The following is a 20,316-nucleotide window of genomic DNA, read 5'->3' as shown; positions in this document are numbered from 1 at the left end:
TTACACCTGCTGTGAAACTCCAACCTTGACTCTCGGATCGAGGTATCCATATGCTAGATCTGCTAATAGAACTCCAATTAGATATAGAGCTACAGAGATATATGTTAGACCCATTATCAGGTTAAGCTCCATCTGCTGAATTGCAACCCAGTAAAGCCTACCCATCCCTGGCCAGTTGAAAACGCTCTCTGTAAGTATTGCACCGTTAAGTGACCCCAATAGGGTGAAGATTGTCATCGTGATTATTGGAGGAGCCGTTGCTCTTAGAGCATGACCATAAATTACCCTATTTTCTGGGACTCCCTTAGCTCTAGCTGCCATTATAAAGTCCTCTTGGAGGGTACCAATCATTAAGTTCCTAGTAACCCATGCCCAACCACCGAACGAAACGAAGACTATTGTAGTCAGAGGAAGTATCATATGTTTGAGAACGTCAATATAATATGCAAATCCTGTTTTTGGTGGGATTGAAGTCATTCCACCACTTGGTAGCAGATTTAGTTTAAATGAGAATATCAAGATGAGTATCATTCCAAACCACCACATTGGTATACTAGTTGTCACCATTGCAAATACTGAAAGCGCCCTGTCAAATAAACCACCTGCTTTCTGTGCTGCCTTAATACCCAGTGCAAGTCCCAAGAACATTACTATCAGGGAAGATGTTGTAAACAGTAAAACTGTTCTTGGTATTGCAATTGCAATTATTTTTCTGACATTTGTTTCTCCAAATATTGCTGATCTTACATCTCCAAATCTAAGAAGCATTGTATCTTTTGTTCTTTCAATAACCCTTTGCCAGTATGGTTTATCCAACCCATAAGCATGTAATAATCTTTTGTATTCTCTTTCTTTCCATTCTTCTAGAGCCTGAGGGTCAGATTTCGCCAACTTTTGGAGATTTGGATCTGTACGAACCCTCAAATTTATCTGTTCTTGAATAGATGATCTCAATTGTTCATCTGCAACTTTTGTAAAGAGTATTGACACAACGAAGGTTACGATAAGTAAGACAAGTAGAGCATTTGACAGCCTGTATGCAAGGTATTTCCCATACCCCACTTATACCACCCCCCACTCATATTCATCTAAGTTCGATTTTGAACATCAACATTTTCAAGCTTGTAAAACTTAAATATTTTTCCATAATTAAATGTTAGTAAACCGAGAAATACATTAGAAGAATTAGGACAGTTTGACAGAAAATATAGTAAAAGATGGGAAGAAGAGCAAAGTTCACTTTCTTCTCCTGCGGAGTAAGAGTGGTAACACTGCAAGTCCAACGAGAGCTGCTGGTCCACAGATTCCTCCCTTAGTCGTCGTAGTCTGAGTTGGTGATGGTGTCGTTTGAGCTGGGGAGCTCGTAGTAGTCTGGGCTGGTGAGCTTGTCGTTTGTGCAGGTGAGCTTGTCGTGGTCTGAGCCGGTGACGAAGTCGTCTGTGGCTTAAGGACAATGAATGGCTTCTTAGTGGTAAATGATATTGAACCTGCATATAGACCTCCCTGGATTAAAGCTGTGTACTTTCCAGGCTTCCAGTTCTTGGTTTCATCTGCTGGTATTGACAGGACGAAGTTTCCAGGACTCTTAAGTTCTGCCTTGCCCTGGTACACAGTATTTCCGCTCTCGTCAAGGATCATGACATTAACATAACCCTTGTCTGCTGGTTTCTCTCCCCAGTCCGGGAACTCCTCCTGGAGGTTTACAGTGACCCTGATCTCCAATGGATTACCGGCATTTACTCTTGGTGGGACGAATACTGTCTTTGGAACCATCCTAGCAATTAGCAGGTGCTTCTTCCAGTAGTCTGGTGGTATTGGATTACCGTTGAACCTCTTGAGTACAATGAGCATCTTATCTGGATCGTACTTCTCGATGTAGAACGGACCGTTGCTGTCGTAAGCGTGTCCATACTTGTTGATGAAGTTGAGTAGTGCCTTGTAGTACTGGGCCGGGTCTCCCTTGATGTCATCCTTTATGTACCATGGAGCCTCGTCTTCCTGGATGAGCTTCTCTATGACCTTCTTGAGATCGTCTACATGATCCTTAACGAGGAGATCAAGCCACCTGGCTCCCTCAGCCTGGCTGAAGGTGTAGTTGTGCGTAACTCCGTACTTCTGTGGGTTGGCAACTAGCTCCTCCATTGCATGCCTCAGGTACCATGGGATGGTAGTCCACCAGACGTTTGCTCCCGCGATTTGGTCATCAGCAACTGGATGGGTTATGTTTGAGTAAACTATGTAAGTCGTATCGTTGACGAATACAAATCCTAGAGTCTGTTCAAGGGTTCTGGTACTTGCACCCATTGCTTCGTCATAGTAAGGATCATTTGGCCCGTCCTTGTATGACCACTCATAGTCAAAGGCTATTGCTGCCTTTATGTCAGCCATTGTCATTGGCGTTCCATCTTGCCACTTTCCGAACTTACAGGTGTATGTAACTCTAACTTTGGCTAACTCGCCAGCATGCTGTGGAACCCACTTCTTGAGAGTTGAGTTGTAAATCACAGCATCCTTTGGAACCTTAAACGGACCTCTCTCTACCTTAAATGTACATCTTCCTGGGATTATCGTACCAGTAGCTGGATCGACATACACTGCAGGGTCACTAATTGCTCTCATAATCATGTTACCGTAAATGTCTCCACCACCACCAATTGGGTTCATAGCGTTGGTGTAAATTGAACCTCCCTGGCTGAATTCAGCAACATAAGCAACGCCATCGACTGTCTCGAGACCTCTCCACATCCACCAGCTGTATAGTCCTGATGAGACATCAGCAGCTATTCTCGTAACTCTCTCCTTGTTGACTGGGAAGTATTCCCACTGCTCTGCAATGAATACAACAAGGCCGTCCATTATACCCTGGGCCATGCTGATCTTCTGGAGATCCCAGTACTGGTCAACATTACCCTCCTCAAGAACGTACGTCTTGTTGTTGAACTTTGTCTCACCATAATTAATCATTTCAACTATTGGATCAATGTTCATGTCGTAGAGTTGCTTGAGCTTCTCGGGAGTGTTATAGTACTTGAGATCGAGAAGCTGTATGAACTTCTCAGGACCTCCGAAGTAATCGACAAGATCCTTAACAGTGGTCTCGGGCTTATAGCTCCATCCAACTGCAGCTGGTTGCTTACCCCAGATTGTTGAGTAGAACGCTGCAGTCTGCCAGTCTGGCCATTTAACGTTACTAGTGATTATCCAACCAGCAGTGTAGAGTTGCCACTCAAAGTTCTTTGGATCCTTGTAGTAGACTGCTGGTATTGCCTTCTGAGCGTTCCACAGGAGCTTCTGAACTTTCAGGTGGAAGTACTTCTCAAGAAGGTCGGACACATACATACCGATGTCTTTTCTTTCGTCTTCAACTCTGATAATGAACTTGACTGTAACTGGCTCACCATCGAAGTACCACCACTCCTTCCCGTCTGGGCCCTTCTTCAGCTCAAGCTTGTGGCCCTGCTTTGCGAGGTCTTCAGCAGCCTTCTTCATAGCCTCGTTAAAGATCTGCTGAGCCTTTGCAACGTCACCAACTGGTGAGAATCCAAATGCCTTGTACACAGGATCAAAGTGAGTGGCTGCACCTACGCTTGGCCTAACACAGCCATACATTGGCTGAGCGCTACCTCCATAGATGTTTGTAACTATGTACTGTCTGTTAATAAGGTAGTTTAGTGCAAACCTTACTTCCTTAATTGCAAATGGGTTGAAGTACTGCTTGTCTCCTACTGTAATTAGATAGGGGTTGTCGTCGTCATGCACTGGGTTTATCTGGATAGCAACCTCGCCACCAACCGACTTTATTAACCTTAGTTTATCAATAATGTCCTTTGGAAGGTTCTTGAATTCACGCCCTGAGACCGGATACAGGAAGACGTCAAGTCCACCGTTAGCACCACCTTTAGCAACGTCAGAAATCGCTGATTCTGCGTTAGTTCTAATTGTTAGATAGATTGTATCCACGGGCTTGCCCTGCTCTGCTGCTGCAACTGGGACTAGAAGGGGTGTCGCTACCATACCAAGTGCAACCAATATTGTCAATAATCCAAGCAACCTTTTCATTGTATATCACCCACCGTGTATCTCGAAAGGCACAACAATGCCACTATTGGGGAAGTATGGCATGATTTTATACATTGAATGCAGTATTTAAGGATTACGACGAATTCTGAAATCCGTTAGATAAATAGGCAATTGCCGCGATCCCTAAATTTCAAACCTTAACACGAGAGTAAAAGTTTATTATTAGCAGTTCTGGAAATTTAAGGATAGAACACAGAACCAATTAAAATAACCGGAATGCAGAGGGGAATAGAAACGCAGAAAAAACTTAAGAACCCTGAAAAATTGGGTGTAAGGAGGGAATTGAGATGGAACTTGTTATCTCTGGCAAATTTCTCCTCAATGAAAGGATATTTGACGGTTATATAGGCATAAAAGATGGCAAAATATCAAAATTCTCCCTAAGAAAATTAAAAGGTGACAGCAAGATTAAAGCTGAAAAAGGCCAAATAATACTCCCAGGATTAGTAGATGTACACGTTCACTTAAGGGACTTTGAGGAATACAAAAAGGAAACTATCGAAAGTGGAACGAAAGCAGCGATTCATGGGGGGATAACGACAGTATTTGATATGCCAAACACGAAGCCTCCAATAATGGACGAGAAAACCCTCAAGATGAGGGAGTTCCTCTTTAGAAAGAAAAGTTATGCCGACTACGCTTTAGGGTTCCTATTAGCAGGAAACAAACCAGCAAAAGCAGATTTCTACAAGATATTTATGGGAGCCTCAACTGGGGGAATATACTCAAAGAACTTTGAAGAAGATTTTAGAAAAGCCCCAGGAATAGTGAGCGTCCACGCCGAAGACTACGAGCTAATTCAGGAGTACCCAGAGAGACCACCGATAGTTGAGGAAGTTGCAATAAAAAAGGCGTTAAAAGCAGCAGAAAAGTACAAAAAGCCCTTGCACATCTGCCACGTTTCAACGAAAGGAGGGCTTCAAGAGATACTAAACAAGAAATTACCCTGGGTTAGCTTTGAGGTAACGCCACATCATCTATTCCTAACCAGGAAGGACTATGAGAAGAACAGGTTCCTAAAGGTTTACCCACCGCTGAGGAGTGAAGAAGATAGAAGGTACCTCTGGTCAAGGATAAAGGAAATTCTCATAATAGCAAGTGATCATGCCCCGCACACACCAGAAGATAAAGAGGCCGGCTCAGCGGGACTTCCTGGGCTAGAAACTGAAGTTCACTTACTTCTGGATGCAGTGAATAAAGGCCTGATAACACTATGGGACATAGTGGAAAAGATGAGCATAAACCCAGCGAGAATCTTCGGAATAAAAAACAAGGGCTGGGAAGAAGGAAGAGATGCCGATATTATAATCATCGATATGAAGAGAGAATGGACTGTCAAAGCTGAAAACTTCTACACAAAAGCAGGATGGACCCCCTACGAAGGATGGAAGCTGAAGGGAAAGGTTATAATGACGATCCTTAGGGGAGAGGTAGTGATGGAAGAGGATGAGATAATAGGAAAACCAAGGGGGGAGAGGATTGTTAGAGAGGGTTCGGCTGAAGGAAGTGTGGGAGGTCGCGAAGAACGTTAGGGCATTTAGATTTGACAAGAAGTTGGACTTCACCCCAGGGCAGTTTATAATGACGTGGCTCCCAGGAAAGGGAGAAAAACCATTCAGCTTAGCTGACAGAGACCTTATAGTCGTGAAAAAAGTTGGAAAGTTCACCTCAGAGCTATTCAATCTTAAAGAGGGAGACTATGTATGGATTAGGGGCCCCTACGGGAACGGATTTTTCCCAGTTGAGGGGAAGGTTGCATTGATTGCCGGAGGGATAGGAATTCCTCCAATATACGCCCTCGCCAAGTACGGCAACCTCGAGGAGAAAGTCCTGATTTATGGTGCAAGAAGTAAAGACGAGCTGGCCCTTCTAGACATCGAGAACTACGTTGATGAGGTAATAATAACTACCGACGACGGTTCCCAGGGAATTAAAGGGTTTCCCACCGATATTTTAGAGAAGAGAAAGGGAGAATTTACGCAGGTGTACGCCTGCGGGCCCGAGATAATGCTGAAGAAAGTTCTGGAGATAATGAACTACGAAAGGGTTCAGATCTCAGCAGAGAGGTACATGAAGTGCGGAATCGGGGTGTGCGGAAGTTGCGCCCTTGGCCCCTACCTAGTCTGCAGGGATGGACCAGTATTCAGGGGAGAACAACTTAAGAATACGGAATTTGGCCAGTACTCAAGACTACCTGACGGGAGGAAGGTGAAAATATGAAGAAGTACTCGTGGGAGGAGTTCGCGAGGCTCATGGGAGTTGAGCCTCAGGTACTGGAGAACAAGGAAGCGAGACTCTTGAAGAAGTTCGTAGATGAAATAACATGGCCAACACACTGCAACTACTGTCAAGGTTTAGATTTAAGCAACCCCAACCCAGTTCACCATCCAAGCTACGAATTAACTCCGGCATGCAACCATGACTGTATATTTTGTTATTCAAATGTGGCGGTAAAGCTGGGTAAGGCTCCAAAACCAGGCTATTATGGGTGGGACAATCCAAAGGCTATAACAGTGTCCCAGTACGGGGAGCCCCTCCTAAGCCCGAGGATAGTTGAGGTCAACAAGATGCTCAGGGAGAGGTTCCCAGAGGCCAGACTAGATCTCCAGACCAACGGCTCCCTCCTCACGAGAGAACTATGGGAGAAGCTTGATTTTGATATAGTCATGATAAGCCTCGATGCAGCGACAAGAGAAAAACACAAGATGATAACCAATGCAGATACATTTGATGCCGTTGTTAACGCATTAAGGATAGTTGGAGAAGATAAGAGCGTAGTCTCGGCCGTGCGGACGATATTCATGCCCGGAATAAACGACGAGGATATTCCAAAGATCGCGGAGCTTGCAGCATCTCTAGGGATTGATGAGATGTTCCTGCAACCGCTAACCATCCATGAGCTAAATGTTGAGAGGCTAAGAAAGGCGGGACTAGACTTTGAAAGGGCCGAAAGTGTTAGGGAATTCCTAAAGGTAGCAATGGAAGCCAAGAAGTACATAGATGTCAGGATAAGCGGTTGCCTACTGGTTCAGCTGAAGCAGATGGATCCACTAACGTTGTTCAGCGTTAGAAGGGTCGCCAGAGAAGTTGCCCCCCTAGTAAAGAGGAGCAAACTTGAGTTATAAGGTGGTAAGATGCTCAGGTGCTCACTCTGCATAAACGATGAGAGGGTAACGAAGATATTCATAATAAATGGAAGGCCAGTGTGCAAAGAATGCAAGGCCTATCTTGAGCACCCCCCAGACAAAGAAAAGATAGAAAGAGAGCTAGAGGAGATTATGAAGAGCATTGACAGAGCAATCGTGGCATATTCGGGAGGTAAAGATTCAACTGTGGCATTGTACCTAGCAAAGGAGCACTACAAAATCCCAGAGCTCAAGGTTGTAATGGTTGATCACGGTTTCATGGCCAAAGAGGCAATAGAAAATGCCAGAAGAGTTGCAGAGTACCTGGGGGTACCTTTTGAGGTTATAAAAAGGGATTATTCAGACATATTCAGGGATGCCCTTCTTAAAGCTAAATCACCCTGTAGGAAATGCTCCAAAAGAACAATGGAAATCCTTCGAAAGTATGCCCTTAAGAATGGATATAAGTATATAATAACTGGCCATGAGATACCATTCGGCCACCATCCCTACAGGCTTATGAGTGGAGGAGTTATCCAGGTAAGACTACTCTCCCTGATGACAGAGGAAGAAAGACTCAAAATCCTCGAAAGCCTACCATTTAAGCTTCCAGAGCTTCCCGGATACACAAGTAACTGTTTGATCCTGGGGCCGGCATTGGAAAGGTTTTGGGAGAAACATGGGTACTCCTTTGAGCACAGAAGGATAGCCGCGTTAGTAAGATATGGTCTTTTAGATAAGGCGAAGGCCCTAAGGAAGGTACAGAGGCCAAAAGTTCCAAAGGAACAAAAAGAATACGTGTACAGAAGGCTAGGCCTTGAGCATCTCCTTTAGCTTTTCGAGAGCGACATCTATCACATCTTCAGGCTCTGCCTCTATCTTACCCCTAGCTAGGTTGTCCGTCCCGCCGCCCTTTCCGCCAAGCTCCTCTAGGACTTTCTTGAGTAAATCTTTCATCGAGACTGGAACTTCCTCATTCCTCGCAAAGATCACGTAGTCATCACTTGCCAAGATAACTATTGTCCCAGGATTGTTTTTAACGAAATCTACTGCAAATGCCTGAGCATCTTTCATATCCCAGCTTTCTACAAAAGTTACAACATTATAATTGCCAACTTCCCAGCTTCTACTCAGTAATGCCTGCTCCTTCCACTTCCAGAGTTCCCTTCTCTGAGCATCAAACTCATCTTCAAGTTTATCTATTGACTCTAAGATTTCTCTGACTCTCTCAGAGAGCGGAGGATTCTTGTTAGGCATTATGTCAAGAGCTCCCCAGTAGTCCTTGAGTATTTCATTAAGCTTTCTTATCGCCCTTTCTCCTGCGACAAATTCAATTCTCCAAATACCCTTCGACTTCTTGTAGAATCGAATAACTTTAAGGAAACCAACTTCTTTCGTAGACTTAACGTGGGTCCCCCCACATGGCGTCATGTCCACATCTCCTATTTTTACAATTCTTACTTTGTCTTTGACTTTAGTTACGTGCTTCCTCAGAATACTTGCAATATCATCGGGAAGGTACTTGTATTCCTCTATTATGACTGGTAGATCCTTCTGAATTATAGCATTAGTTTCAAGCTCAGCCCTCTCAATCATTTCCCAGGTAACCTCACCATTGACTTCTATCTTTGCATAATCCTCAAAAATGTGGAAGCCAGAAGTGTCAAGATCGTAGAGTTTCTTTAAGATTGCAGAGAGTATGTGCTGTCCAGTATGAATTTTCATGTTTTCGTATCTCCAATGCCAGTCAAGATCAAGCTTGACTTTCTCGCCTTTTTGAGGTGTTGATCCCTTCAAAGTCCCGATATGCCATATCCCATCAGGCTTTTCGACAGTATTCTCAACTAAAATCTCGAACTCCTTCCCCTTTATCCTTCCTCGATCTCCAGGCTGACCACCACCCTCCGGGTAGAATATAGTTTTGTCGAGTTTTATTGCAACCTTTTCGCCTTCAAATCTTATGTCTTCAACTATGGCCTCAGCTTCCCGTAAGTAGGGGTCTTTATAGTACAACCTCTCAGTCATAATATACCCTCCTCACCAAGTTGCTCCTTTGAATATTCGCTAACCATTAGCCTAAGAAGAGTAGCCAGCTCTTTATTGTATTTATCTTGCATATCTGCAAACTTTCTTAATGCTAAAGCTATCCCATTAAGCCTTTTTATGTCATTTATAAATTGCTCCTGCTCCTTGGAAATTTCACTGAGCACGTTGCTTATTTCTACGATAACCTCTATATCTCTCCCCAGGATCTCAGTACCTTCTTTTATTCTGTCCATGACCTCTAAAGCGTCTCTCAAAGCATCAAGCTGGGACATTACCCTAGAGTTAAAGTCCTTTATTTCCTTAGCTAGATTCATTGTCTGAACTGCCATTCTCCTAATTTCATCAGCGACAACAGCAAACCCCCTCCCAGCTTCTCCCGCTCTTGCTGCTTCTATGGATGCATTTAGGGCAACAAGATTAGTCTGCTTAGCAACACTCGCAATTGAATCACTTATCTTCGAGACGTACTCAAGGTTCTGAACTAAAGTGTTGAACTCTCTAGCGAACACCTCAAACCTTTGGAAAAAGGGCAGGAACTCTTTTCTGAACTTTTCAAGCTCAACCATCACTTGAGATAATCTTTCGATATTTTCAAGTATCATCGTGTTGTTCTCCATGAACTTTCCACTTATTTCTTTGGCAAGTTCTTCTACTATCTTGCTAGCTTCCTTGCTTGAAGTTTTTATCCTCAATGATTGCGCTAGAGCGTTTGATGCCTTCTCTATATTTTTTATGGTCATAAAGATCACCTCATGAGGTCAACACCAACCTTTAGGTTCTCAAGCCAGTCAAGGAACTTCTTGACGTATCTCTTTGGAATTATCGCACCGTGCTGGGGAAGGATAGCTTCTATGTCGAGGTATCTAACCTTGCTTACCCAGACTTTCAAAGCTTTATTGCTAGCCATCAGCCTTTCATGGAGAGGTTTCATATACTGGACGTGCTTTTCAAAATCTTCGACAACTAAATAACCCTCATCAGGGAATGCTATTCCAATGTCACCTGTGAATAAGAACTTGCTTCTGTGGTCATAAATAGTGAAGTGCCCAGGACTATGGAGGAAATGAGCCGGAATGAATTCTAATGTTGTAGCTCCAAACTCCAGAACCTCTCCCTCATCCTGTAGCTCATGAGCATAGCTACCTATGCTCTCAAATCCAAAATGAGGCAAGAACCTTACCCATAACCAGTGGACTAAGATTTTTGCATCACTAATTTCTCTCCACAATGGGATACTCCCCGCAACATCTGGGTCCTGATGGCACATGTAGATATACTCAATATTCCTGGGGTCAATATACTTTGATATGTTCGCGAGAACTTTTGAGAATATCTTGTACCCTCCGGGATCTATGAGTATCCCTCTACCCCTGCTTACAATAAGATAGCTGTTAACGTCAACGTCTTGCCCTCCCTCTTGAGTTCCCAAATAGACAACCATGTGCTCATCGTCCTTGTAAAGGACTTGATCTTTTCTGGGATCCAAGTCCGGAGTAATAAAGTACTCTCCCACCGTTTCCCACCAAAAGAAAGATAGAAAAGAAGATATTTAAGCGATTTGCCTACATAACAACCTACACAAACACTATCTCTGAGACCTAGCTTCAATTAATGCTTTAACTCTCTTAAGCCTGAAGAAGTTCTCCCTCTCCATCTCATCTAGGTGTTGCTCAATGAACTTTATCGTGTTCCTCATCCTTGGAATTATTATGTATTCGAGAGCGTTAACTCTTCTCTTAGTCTTCTCTATTTCTCTTCCTAGTCTCTTAAGGGCTTCCTCAACCTCAGCTAACCTTACGGCGAGCTCGAGAACCTCTTCAAACTTTTCCGCTGCAGCATCCACGGTAGATGTTGTTGCTATGAACGAATAACCTCTATCACCACTCTTCCTTCTCATTTCAGGTATCTCAATTAGAGGAACTCTAACTCCCATTACGTTCCTTGTCCTCACTTTAATTTCCCTGTTTGGACTAACACCTATGGCAATCTCCTTAAGCCTTAGTGAACCAACATCAATCTGGGCTTTCCTTAAAGCTTCAAAAGCCTCCCCCATCTTCTGAATAAGCTCCTTCCTGAGATTCAAAGCCTCATCGTATATCGTAAAGAACTCCATTATAAGTGCATCCTGCTTCTCCTTGAGTAGCTTATGCCCTCTCTCAGCTAGCTTAACTCTTCTCTTGAGCTTAAGTAGCTCCATTCTTGTGGGTTTGACCTTGAGGATCTCTGGCATTCTCTGTCACCTTAAAAAGTGGTTAAGAGGAGCGCTTCCTGTACTTTGGATGGTATTTCATGATCATTTCCTTCTTTACCCTCTTCAGCTCACTCTCTGGCAGTATCGAGAGAAGCTCCCAACCAAGATCAAGAGTTTCTTCGATGCTTCTGTCCTCATCATAGCCCTGTGCAACGAACTCTCTCTCGAACCTGTCAGCGAACTCCAAGTACTTCTTATCGGTCTCACTTAGTGCCTCTTCTCCAACTACAGCAACTAAATCTCTTAAGCTCCTGCCCTCTGCGTATGCAGCGTATAACTGCTGGGCAAGCTGTGGGTGATCTTCCCTTGTTCTGCCCTTGCCTATACCATCCTTCATCAGTCTTGAGAGCGAAGGTAGGACATCAATTGGCGGATAGATACCCTTCCTGTGAAGCTCTCTGCTTAGGACTATCTGGCCCTCGGTGATGTAACCTGTCAAGTCCGGAATTGGATGGGTTATGTCATCGTCTGGCATCGTAAGGATGGGCATCTGGGTTATCGATCCCTTCCTTCCCCTTACACGGCCGGCACGTTCATAGATGGTAGCCAAGTCAGTGTACATGTAACCTGGGTAACCTCTTCTTCCTGGAACCTCTTCTCTTGCAGCTGAAATTTCTCTCAAGGCCTCACAGTAGTTGGTCATGTCCGTGAGAATTACGAGAACCTGCATATCGTAGTCAAAGGCCAAGTACTCCGCTACTGTTAATGCCATTCTTGGGGTTATAATTCTCTCAATTGCTGGATCATCAGCCAAGTTTAAGAATAACACAGCCCTCTCAATTGCTCCAGTCTCTTCAAAACTCTTCTTGAAGAAGTTTGCCTCCTCGTAGGTTATACCCATTGCCGCAAAGACTACAGCGAAGCTTTCCTCTTCTCCGAGAACCTTAGCCTGTCTAGCTATTTGGGCTGCGAGTTTGTTGTGAGGCAGACCTGAACCACTAAAGATTGGCAACTTTTGGCCTCTAACAAGGGTGTTCATTCCATCTATTGCCGAGATTCCAGTCTGGATAAAGTCCCTCGGATAAGCTCTAGCAACAGGATTAAGGGGAGCACCGTGAACGTCTCTTCTGTCCTCTGGAATTATCTCGGGCCCGCCGTCAATGGGCTTACCGATACCGTTGAATATCCTTCCAAGCATGTCCATTGAAACTGGAACTTTCAATGTCTCTCCGGTAAAGCGAACGCTAGTGGTTTTGATGTCAAGATCTCTCGTCCCCTCGAAGACCTGAACTATAGCCAGGTTCTCCCTAGCATCTAAAACCTGACCTTTCCTCTTCTCACCTGTCTCAGTCTCTATCTCAACGACCTCACCGTAAGCTACTCCCTTTACACCTTCAACTATCATCAAGGGACCGTAGATCTTGCTTATCGTTGAGTACTCCTTGCTCATGATCATCACTCCCCATATTTCTTGAAGAGCTCCTCAAACTGCTCATTGGTCTTATCAATTAGAACCTTGATCTTCTCAACATCCGGTTCAAACTTCATTCTACCGATCTCTTCCCTAACTGGTAACTTTGCTATCTCCTCAAGTGGAACTCCCCTGCTTATTGCCTCCATCGTCTTCTCGTAGAAGTTGAGGAGGACCCTCATCATTGTTACCTGCTTCTGAGGTGGACAGTAGGTATCGACTTCATCGAAGGCGTCCTGCTGTAGGTAGTCCTCTCTGAGCATCCTCGCAACCAGCAGGATAGCCCTCTCCCTCTCTGGAAGGGCATCGGGACCTACAATTCTAACAATCTCCTGCAGCTCAGCTTCCTTCTGCAGTAGCTCCATTGCCTTGTCTCTCATTTTTCTCCACTCTGGGTCAACGTTCTTGTGCCACCAGCCCTGAATTGCATCTACATAAAGGGAGTAGCTCGTCAGCCAGTTAATTGCTGGGAAGTGCCTTCTTCTTGCTAGGTCAGCATCGAGGGCCCAGAAGACCTTCACAACTCTTAGGGTGTTCTGAACCACAGGCTCAGAGAAGTCACCGCCCGGAGGCGAAACTGCTCCAATTACACTGACGCTACCCACCCTGTAGTCGCTACCCAGGGTTACAACTCTTCCTGCCCTCTCATAGAATTCAGCAAGCTTTGATGCAAGGTAGGCAGGATAACCTTCCTCACCGGGCATCTCCTCAAGTCTTCCCGAAATCTCTCTCAATGCCTCGGCCCATCTTGACGTTGAATCTGCCATCAAAGCAACGTCATACCCCATGTCCCTGAAGTACTCTGCAATTGTAATTCCAGTGTAAATTGAGGCCTCTCTCGCTGCAACAGGCATGTTAGAGGTGTTTGCAATCAAAACTGTTCTCTCCATAAGTGGCTTACCCGTGTTGGGATCGGTAAGCTTTGGAAACTCCTCGAGAACATCGGTCATCTCGTTTCCTCTCTCACCACATCCAATGTAAATTACGACCTGTGCATCGCTCCATTTTGCCAATTGGTGCTGAGTGACTGTCTTTCCCGATCCGAAGGGTCCTGGAATCGCCGCAGTCCCTCCTTTGGCCTGTGGGAAGAACGTATCAATAACTCTCTGCCCTGTAATGAGCGGAATTTCTGGAGGAAGCTTTTCCTTGTACGGTCTCTTTACTCTGACAGGCCACCTCTGATACATCTTTAATTCCTTAATCTCCCCACTTGGCGTCTTAACTTTCGCGACGACTTCTTCAATAGTGTACTCTCCCTCATCGGCAATCTCAACGATCTCTCCCTCTATTCCTGGGGGTACCATTATCTTGTGGACAATAATACTGGTTTCAGGCACTTCCCCGATAATATCTCCCCCAACGACCTTGTCTCCAACCTTGACCTTTGGAGTGAAGTGCCACTTCTTGTCCCTGGGGAGGGCAGGAGCGGTAATTCCTCTAGCTATAAAGTCACCACTTTTCTCCCTAAGGACTTCAAGAGGTCTCTGAATACCATCATATATCGATGTCAGAAGCCCAGGACCGAGCTCCACACTTAACGATGACCCAGTTCCAACAACGGGCTCACCAGGCCTAAGTCCAGCCGTTTCCTCGTAAACCTGGATTACCGCCTTGTCACCTTCAAGCCTGATAATTTCCCCTATGAGACCGAGCTCACCAACTCTAACGACCTCATACATCTTTGCCCCTTTCATCCCATCGGCAACTACGAGAGGACCCGTAACCCTAATTATCCTTCCCTTGGCTGGCATTTTCTTCACCTCTTTATCTCAACACCTATCGCCCTTCTAACTATCTCCTTTAGCAACTCTTCACCATAAAGGGAGCCAAACTTGTCGGGGATTTGGAGGATGATTGGAAGGTTAACCTCAGGCAGTTCCCCTATTTTCTGGGCAAGCCTTTCGGTGATAAGGATAACCCCAATATCATCCCTCTCAACTAGTTCCTTCAGCTTATTTCTAGCCCTCTCAACTGATAGATCAGATAAATCAAACTCATAAGCCTCATGAACCCCAGCAAGCTTGAATCCAACTATCGTGTCTTCGTCCCCCATAACAACTATTTTCATGCTACCTCACCAACGAGCTCCTTGATCTTTTCGGGCTTTACACCGTCAACAATAAGCTTTGCAATTGCCCTAAGCTTCCTAACTTCCATTTCCCTCTCCAGGATATACGTTAGAGCAACGCCAACGCTCAATGGGTAAAACTGAGCTAATTCCTTCATTCTAGTTAGCCTGTACTTCCTTATGGCTCTCTCAATTGCCTCAATATTGCCGCTCTCAAGTTCCTCCCTTACATCCCTTATAACTTGACCATACTTAGTTCCCTCAAGCTCCCCTATTGCCATTACATGATCCTCAGCGTTCACCATGGCATCAAGAGTTGCTTTGGAAAGGCTTCCCCCCTCAATTATCAGCTTCTTTAGATCTTCTGGGGGCATTCCGGCCATCTTTGCCCTGAGTATTGTTGAGATGTTCCTCTCATCTATGAGCATTCTAACGAATTCAAGAAGGATCACTTTCTCTTCGCCCTTCCTTGAGCTTGCGTACCTAAATAGCTTTGTATAGTAGTTCCTGTACAGTTCGAGTTCAAACTCCTGAACGGTTATCTCTTTAAGTAAGAGCTTCCTGAGAGGTTCTTCGTACTCGGTCCCTTCTAGTATTACCAGTATTTCCTCCATAGTTTTTGCCTCAATTATTGCTTTAACCTTTGGCAGCATCTTGCCAGCAGGTATTATGTAATCCTGAGCAGGTAAACCATTAAGCTTTGCTTTTATGACGTTAGAGATGTTCCTAACATCAATGCCCTCTTCAAGTAGCTCAAAGAACCCCTTTACCCTCTTAGGCATTATTTTTACCATCAGTTCAAGCAAATCAACAAGCGAAAGCTCTAATGCCATCTCAACGTTCCTTAAGTTCACGTTTTCAATGCTCGTAAGCCTTGAACCGTAATCGGAATCTTCAAGGTTAACAACGAAGTTCTGCAGTGTTCTACTTTCCGAAAGCTCAAGTATCCTCTGGTCTGAGAGCAATCTAGCCTCCATTGCCTTAATCCTAGCATTGGGATACGAGTAGGGTGTATACTTCCAGATTATCTGACCGGTCTTATATGCTACCCATGTAAAGACTACTGCCAATGTTGTGTCGAGTATTGCGGTTATCGTTGAGACTTCCATTTGGTTCACCCGAAGAGAACTTTTGCTATCCTAGACCTAATCTCACTCTCCATTCTCTCCATCCTTGCCTCGAAGGTGTTGTCTATCTTTATGTCTCCAGCCTCATTTTCGACTACAACTCCTCCAATGGTGTCTATTGCCTCACCTATCTCTATTGAGACATCCCCAAGTTCAGCCCTCAACTCATCAATCCGCGAAGCTATCAAGGAGAGCGTTGCCTCATTCGAATAAACCCTAACCTTCTTTTCTCCAAGTTCCTGGATAGCTGACTTCAACAGGACTTTTATTGTCTCAAAGTACTCTTCCTGGGATAGTTCCTTAAGCCTCTTTTTCACTTCCTCAATGACCTCTTGAATTAGCTCTTCCTGTACGGCAAGCTTTTTCCTTCTTACTTCAAGTCTTGCATTTGCTATTATTCTCTGTTTTTCTAGCTCGGCCTGAGTTTTTGCCTTTCTTAGCATCCATTCGGCCCTAGCTTCAGCTTTTCTCCTAGCCTCTTCCTTTATCTTCTCAGCTTCCTTCTGTGCCTCTTCTAAAATGTACTTTATCTTCTGCTCTGCCTCCCTGTTGATCTCCTGGATTATTAGTTCAGCTCCAGACATTTTTGTGTCCTCCTAAAAGGGTAAAGGATCAGAGGCTCATAATCAGGATTATTGCTCCAACGAGACCGAATATTGCCATTGTCTCAGCCATAGCGGCAAATATCAAGTTCTGAGTAAATGTCTTGGGGTTCTTGCTGACTGCACCAACACCGGCACTTGCGATGATACCCTGGGGGATTGCTGAAAGTCCGGTGAGACCAACTAAAAGGCCGGCACCAAACAGGATTGCGCTCTTGATAAGGTTCTGAGTAGTTGGCTCAGCGAACTTAAAGCCCCCTCCACCGATTATTCCTGCCGTCATTCCGATAAGGAACAGGGTAATTAGACCGTAGATACTCTGAGTCATTGGAAGACCTTCGAGAATCAATGCGTTCCTGAAGTTCTTCTCATCTTCTGCTACTGCTCCCGCGGCAGCTGCACCAGCTATTCCAACTCCAAATGAAGATGCAGCTCCTGCTATTCCTGCTCCAAGTGCCATACCCAAAGCAACGTAAACTATTGGCTCCATATCATTCACCTCCAACTTCTATCTCTAGCCTAGACACTTCCCTCTTAGCAGCGAAAGGCTCAAACCTCCTACCTTCACCTGAAAAGAACGTTCCAAAAAACTCCACATAGTGAAGACGGAGAGCGTGAACGAAAGCACCTAGAGCGTTTATCGCCGTTGAGAAGATGTGACCGCCTACAAAAACTATAATCCCTATGAGTATACCGAGAGGCACAGGGCCAATTTTAACACCCCATATCATCTGAACCATGATATTTACAACGAGCGCAATTCCAGAAGTTGCCAGTGCAAGTGCCATGAGTCTAGCATAGCTAAGCCAGTTCCCTACGAATCCGAAAAAGTCTGAGATTATCAGCAACAGTGCCATGGCACCATTGCTCATTATCTCACCTATGGCAAAGAGCACTAAGCCAAGGCCAAACACTCCCTTAAACGCAATTTCAGGAACTCCAAGCTTTGAGGAAAGGGCGTATAACGTAATGCCCACTATTATCAGGAGCCAAGGCAACTGTTCAAATACGGCACCTTTCTTGTCGCCATTCTTCCATCTGACTATGAATCCTAAGAGATAGCCCGTGAAGAGGTGTGCAAGACCTATAGCGAGGGCTATCATGAGAACATCCATCGCCTGCTTCATGGAATCCATGAGCCTAGGAACGTGAATTCCTATCATGTCAAGTGCATTGCCGAAGTAGCTACCGAAAGCTATTCCGAGGGCCATCGTGAAAGCGGATGCCCACAGCATTATCTTAGCAAACCTCCAAGTTCCATCCCTAAGCTTCGAGTGACCTTTCACGAGTAGAGCGGATATTATTCCAAGGAGGAGACCGTACATGAAATCCGTGAGCATGAAACCGAAGAAGAACGAATACGTGAACGCCATAATTGGTGTTGGGTCTATCTCGTTATACTTAGGAACTCCATACATTTCAGTCAGCATCTCAAATTGGCTGATGAACTCTGGATTCTTCAACTTGACAGGGACATTCTCAATTTCCTCATCGGTTGGAGGCCTTACATTGAGATAGACTTTTCCACCGGTTATCCTCTTTATACCCTCCACAACCTCATTTATCTTAGACTTAGGAACCCATCCCGAAATTCCAAACGTCATCTCAGTTCTAACGAGGTACTGAAGGTAGTTCGCCTTATCCCTCTCGTTGTCCATAAGTTCCTTGTAAAACACTACATCTTCATAGTACCTTTCAGCTATTTCCTTTCCTCTTTCCCTAACTTTTTCGAGCTCTTCTTCTTTGGCCTTTAACTTTTCCATATACTTGGGTATGAGATCCCTGGGTAGTCCTTCTCCTTCTGGAACCTCAATTTTCTCGAAGCCGTACTTTGCCAATACAGACGTTACTTTTCCAGCGTCCTCCTTTAGGGTAACGACAATGAGAAGTGATACAGCACCGAGATCTCTTCTAAGGATGTAAACTTTGCCTGATGTTACCTCTTCTACCTCTTTTATGGCCCTCTCAACTTTGTCCCTCTCTACGGTGCCGACCTCTATATTCAGGAAACTTCCTGCCCTCAAGTATTCAACTTCAACGTTTAGAGCAGACAGTATCTCTAGGGCCTCTATAGATGAGTTTATTGAAGATATCTCGTTATTGATCTTAGTTACCTCACTCTCAACTTCCCTTATCTTCGGCTCGACTTCAGATAAGAAATTCTCAACATCCTTTATCAAAGCCTCAATTCCACGGTATTTGTAGCTCCTCTTTTTCTTTTCCTTGGGGAATATAAACTCCTTTAATCCGCCAGATTTGGGAGGTAGGTAAGATTTAAGAGTATCAACAAGCCTTGATATTGTAATGCTATAGGAGGTAGCCTTTCTATAGAACTCATTTGGTGTCTCCCTTTGGACGTATTCAATAGGAATTTCTTCAATATGAACAACACCTTTTTCATGGAGAAAAGTTAAGATTACATCCCTAAATCTCTTTAATGTAATAACTTCCAGTTTTACCATTTCTTCAGGCTTGAACATGCCTACATCCCTCTTATTATTTTTAGACACTCAGAAACAGCTTCTTCGAATTTATCTCTCGCCCTAGTCTTTAATTCTTCAATTTCTTTTTCCCCTTCAGAAAGAATTTTCTTTGCCTCTTCCTCCCCCTGCCTTTTCTTTTCTTTAATTATTTCATCCGCTTTAGCTTGTGCCTCCTTGATAATCTCTTCCTCAATTTTACGAGCTTCACTTTTTGCGTTTTTTACTATTTCCTTTGCTTGAACCTTAGCTTTTTCAATTCTCTCCTCAGCAAGTCTTTCAGCCTTAACGATCTCCCTGAGGATGTCCTCCATGAGCATCATCCCCTTTTATGAATGTGAAAACACACGAGCAAATATGGGGACGAATTTATAAATATTTTCGAAAAATGATTGAAAAATTGCAACAGAAGTATACATTAGATGAAGTTTATTCAATTTATTCTTCCTTTTTCTTTGCCTCCATAATTTTCTTCACGTCTTGAAGTGCAGAACTTTTTGCAAAGATGACAACTTGTCCTTTAGTTGGAAGGACTGTATCACCTGAAGGTATCACTAAATTCCCCTTTTCGTCATAAATAGCTATGATTAGGGAATCTTTAGGAAGACCAAGCTCTCTAACGGGTTTACCAGCTATTGCGCTATCCTCTGTAATTTGGAATTGAATTATTTCCGCTCCCTCCCTGGGAAGTAACACCCTATCAAATCCAGGAGTCACAAGGGTTCTAAAAATGTAATTTGCGGCAATATCCTCTGGCGATACGACAATGTCAAAGTACGTCTTTAGCTCTTTGACTTCCTCAAAGACCTGTTTTTTATTTGGGTCTGTTATTCTCAATATCGTCATTAGATTCGGATTAATGTGCTTAGCTAATATGCAGGCTAAAATGTTAGCGTCATCCCTTCCAGTTAGTGCAGCAAATGCATCCGCCTTTTTGATATTGGCTTCCTCAAGAACTTTCTGATCTGTCGCATCACCTTCTATTACAAGCCCAGTTATGTGCTCCGAGATTTCCTTAGCTCTTTCCTTGTTCATTTCGATTATTGCAACATCGTGCCCTGCATTTTCAAGCATCCTAGCCACTAGTGTCCCTATTCTCCCAGCCCCCATGATGATTATGTACATG

General features: G+C 44.2%; 19 protein-coding genes. 4 read left to right on the top strand and 15 right to left on the bottom strand.

Going from position 1 to position 20,316, the window contains the following annotated elements; genetic code table 11:
• Positions 1 to 1,062 carry an ABC transporter permease gene (locus A3L04_RS02105; RefSeq protein ID WP_068576286.1) on the bottom strand — a complete coding sequence of 354 codons (1,062 nt, stop codon included), beginning with the start codon at positions 1,060 to 1,062 and terminating at the stop codon, positions 1 to 3.
• Positions 1,063 to 1,236: 174 nt separating this feature from the next.
• Positions 1,237 to 4,059: an ABC transporter substrate-binding protein gene (locus A3L04_RS02100; RefSeq protein ID WP_068576284.1), complete on the bottom strand. Its 2,823-nt coding sequence runs from the start codon at positions 4,057 to 4,059 to the stop codon at positions 1,237 to 1,239.
• A 308-nt stretch (positions 4,060 to 4,367) separates the two neighbouring features.
• Between A3L04_RS02100 and A3L04_RS02095 the strand changes: the two genes are divergently transcribed.
• From A3L04_RS02095 to A3L04_RS02080, 4 genes are read left to right on the top strand one after another with little or no spacing between them, the layout of a single operon-like run.
• Complete coding sequence (locus A3L04_RS02095; RefSeq protein ID WP_068576282.1) at positions 4,368 to 5,612, top strand: dihydroorotase; 1,245 nt, start codon at positions 4,368 to 4,370, stop codon at positions 5,610 to 5,612.
• Positions 5,560 to 6,300 carry a dihydroorotate dehydrogenase electron transfer subunit gene (locus tag A3L04_RS02090; protein WP_068576280.1) on the top strand — a complete coding sequence of 247 codons (741 nt, stop codon included), beginning with the start codon at positions 5,560 to 5,562 and terminating at the stop codon, positions 6,298 to 6,300. Before A3L04_RS02095 ends, A3L04_RS02090 begins: the two co-directional genes overlap by 53 nt.
• Complete coding sequence (locus A3L04_RS02085; RefSeq protein WP_068576278.1) at positions 6,297 to 7,205, top strand: radical SAM protein; 909 nt, start codon at positions 6,297 to 6,299, stop codon at positions 7,203 to 7,205. The genes A3L04_RS02090 and A3L04_RS02085 overlap by 4 nt, the downstream gene beginning before the upstream one ends.
• Positions 7,206 to 7,214: 9 nt before the next feature.
• On the top strand, positions 7,215 to 8,039 hold the full coding sequence (locus A3L04_RS02080; protein ID WP_068576276.1) for a 7-cyano-7-deazaguanine synthase: 825 nt from the start codon (positions 7,215 to 7,217) through the stop codon (positions 8,037 to 8,039).
• Here A3L04_RS02080 and A3L04_RS02075 read toward each other — a convergent pair.
• The 13 genes from A3L04_RS02075 to A3L04_RS02015 form a co-directional block, all read right to left on the bottom strand.
• Positions 8,016 to 9,230, bottom strand: coding sequence for an alanyl-tRNA editing protein (locus tag A3L04_RS02075; protein ID WP_068576274.1), 1,215 nt, complete (start codon positions 9,228 to 9,230; stop codon positions 8,016 to 8,018). The two genes, A3L04_RS02080 and A3L04_RS02075, sit on opposite strands and share 24 nt — an antisense overlap.
• Positions 9,227 to 9,991, bottom strand: a complete 765-nt coding sequence (locus A3L04_RS02070; RefSeq protein WP_068576272.1) for a methyl-accepting chemotaxis protein — start codon at positions 9,989 to 9,991, stop codon at positions 9,227 to 9,229. The genes A3L04_RS02075 and A3L04_RS02070 overlap by 4 nt, the downstream gene beginning before the upstream one ends.
• A 5-nt stretch (positions 9,992 to 9,996) precedes the next feature.
• Positions 9,997 to 10,764, bottom strand: coding sequence for an oxygen-binding di-iron domain-containing protein (locus tag A3L04_RS02065; RefSeq protein ID WP_068576270.1), 768 nt, complete (start codon positions 10,762 to 10,764; stop codon positions 9,997 to 9,999).
• A 72-nt stretch (positions 10,765 to 10,836) separates the two neighbouring features.
• Entirely contained in the window at positions 10,837 to 11,481 is a 645-nt protein-coding gene (locus A3L04_RS02060) for a V-type ATP synthase subunit D (protein WP_068576268.1), read from the bottom strand.
• 22 nt (positions 11,482 to 11,503) lie between these two features.
• Positions 11,504 to 12,892, bottom strand: coding sequence for an ATP synthase subunit B (locus A3L04_RS02055; RefSeq protein ID WP_068324647.1), 1,389 nt, complete (start codon positions 12,890 to 12,892; stop codon positions 11,504 to 11,506).
• Between the two features lie 5 nt (positions 12,893 to 12,897).
• Positions 12,898 to 14,664, bottom strand: a complete 1,767-nt coding sequence (locus tag A3L04_RS02050) for an ATP synthase subunit A (protein WP_068576267.1) — start codon at positions 14,662 to 14,664, stop codon at positions 12,898 to 12,900.
• A 5-nt stretch (positions 14,665 to 14,669) separates the two neighbouring features.
• A complete protein-coding gene (locus A3L04_RS02045; protein ID WP_068576264.1) occupies positions 14,670 to 14,981 on the bottom strand; it encodes a V-type ATP synthase subunit F in 312 nt (103 codons plus the stop codon).
• Positions 14,978 to 16,090 (bottom strand): V-type ATP synthase subunit C, encoded by a 1,113-nt coding sequence (locus A3L04_RS02040; RefSeq protein WP_068576262.1) that lies wholly within the window; start codon positions 16,088 to 16,090, stop codon positions 14,978 to 14,980. The genes A3L04_RS02045 and A3L04_RS02040 overlap by 4 nt, the downstream gene beginning before the upstream one ends.
• Before the next feature lie 5 nt (positions 16,091 to 16,095).
• Complete coding sequence (locus A3L04_RS02035) at positions 16,096 to 16,692, bottom strand: V-type ATP synthase subunit E (protein ID WP_068576260.1); 597 nt, start codon at positions 16,690 to 16,692, stop codon at positions 16,096 to 16,098.
• Positions 16,693 to 16,720: 28 nt separating this feature from the next.
• Complete coding sequence (locus A3L04_RS02030) at positions 16,721 to 17,200, bottom strand: V-type ATP synthase subunit K (RefSeq protein WP_068576258.1); 480 nt, start codon at positions 17,198 to 17,200, stop codon at positions 16,721 to 16,723.
• Position 17,201: 1 nt separating this feature from the next.
• Positions 17,202 to 19,190: a V-type ATP synthase subunit I gene (locus tag A3L04_RS02025; RefSeq protein ID WP_068576256.1), complete on the bottom strand. Its 1,989-nt coding sequence runs from the start codon at positions 19,188 to 19,190 to the stop codon at positions 17,202 to 17,204.
• Positions 19,191 to 19,192: 2 nt separating this feature from the next.
• Positions 19,193 to 19,504: a V-type ATP synthase subunit H gene (locus tag A3L04_RS02020; RefSeq protein ID WP_068576254.1), complete on the bottom strand. Its 312-nt coding sequence runs from the start codon at positions 19,502 to 19,504 to the stop codon at positions 19,193 to 19,195.
• Between the two features lie 124 nt (positions 19,505 to 19,628).
• On the bottom strand, positions 19,629 to 20,315 hold the full coding sequence (locus tag A3L04_RS02015; protein WP_068576253.1) for a potassium channel family protein: 687 nt from the start codon (positions 20,313 to 20,315) through the stop codon (positions 19,629 to 19,631).
• Between the last annotated feature and the right edge of the window lies 1 nt (position 20,316).

The organism is Thermococcus chitonophagus (assembly GCF_002214605.1).
Lineage (GTDB): Archaea > Methanobacteriota_B > Thermococci > Thermococcales > Thermococcaceae > Pyrococcus > Pyrococcus chitonophagus.
Note: the sequence above shows the minus strand (reverse complement) of the source record. Positions and strands in the feature narration are given on the sequence as shown.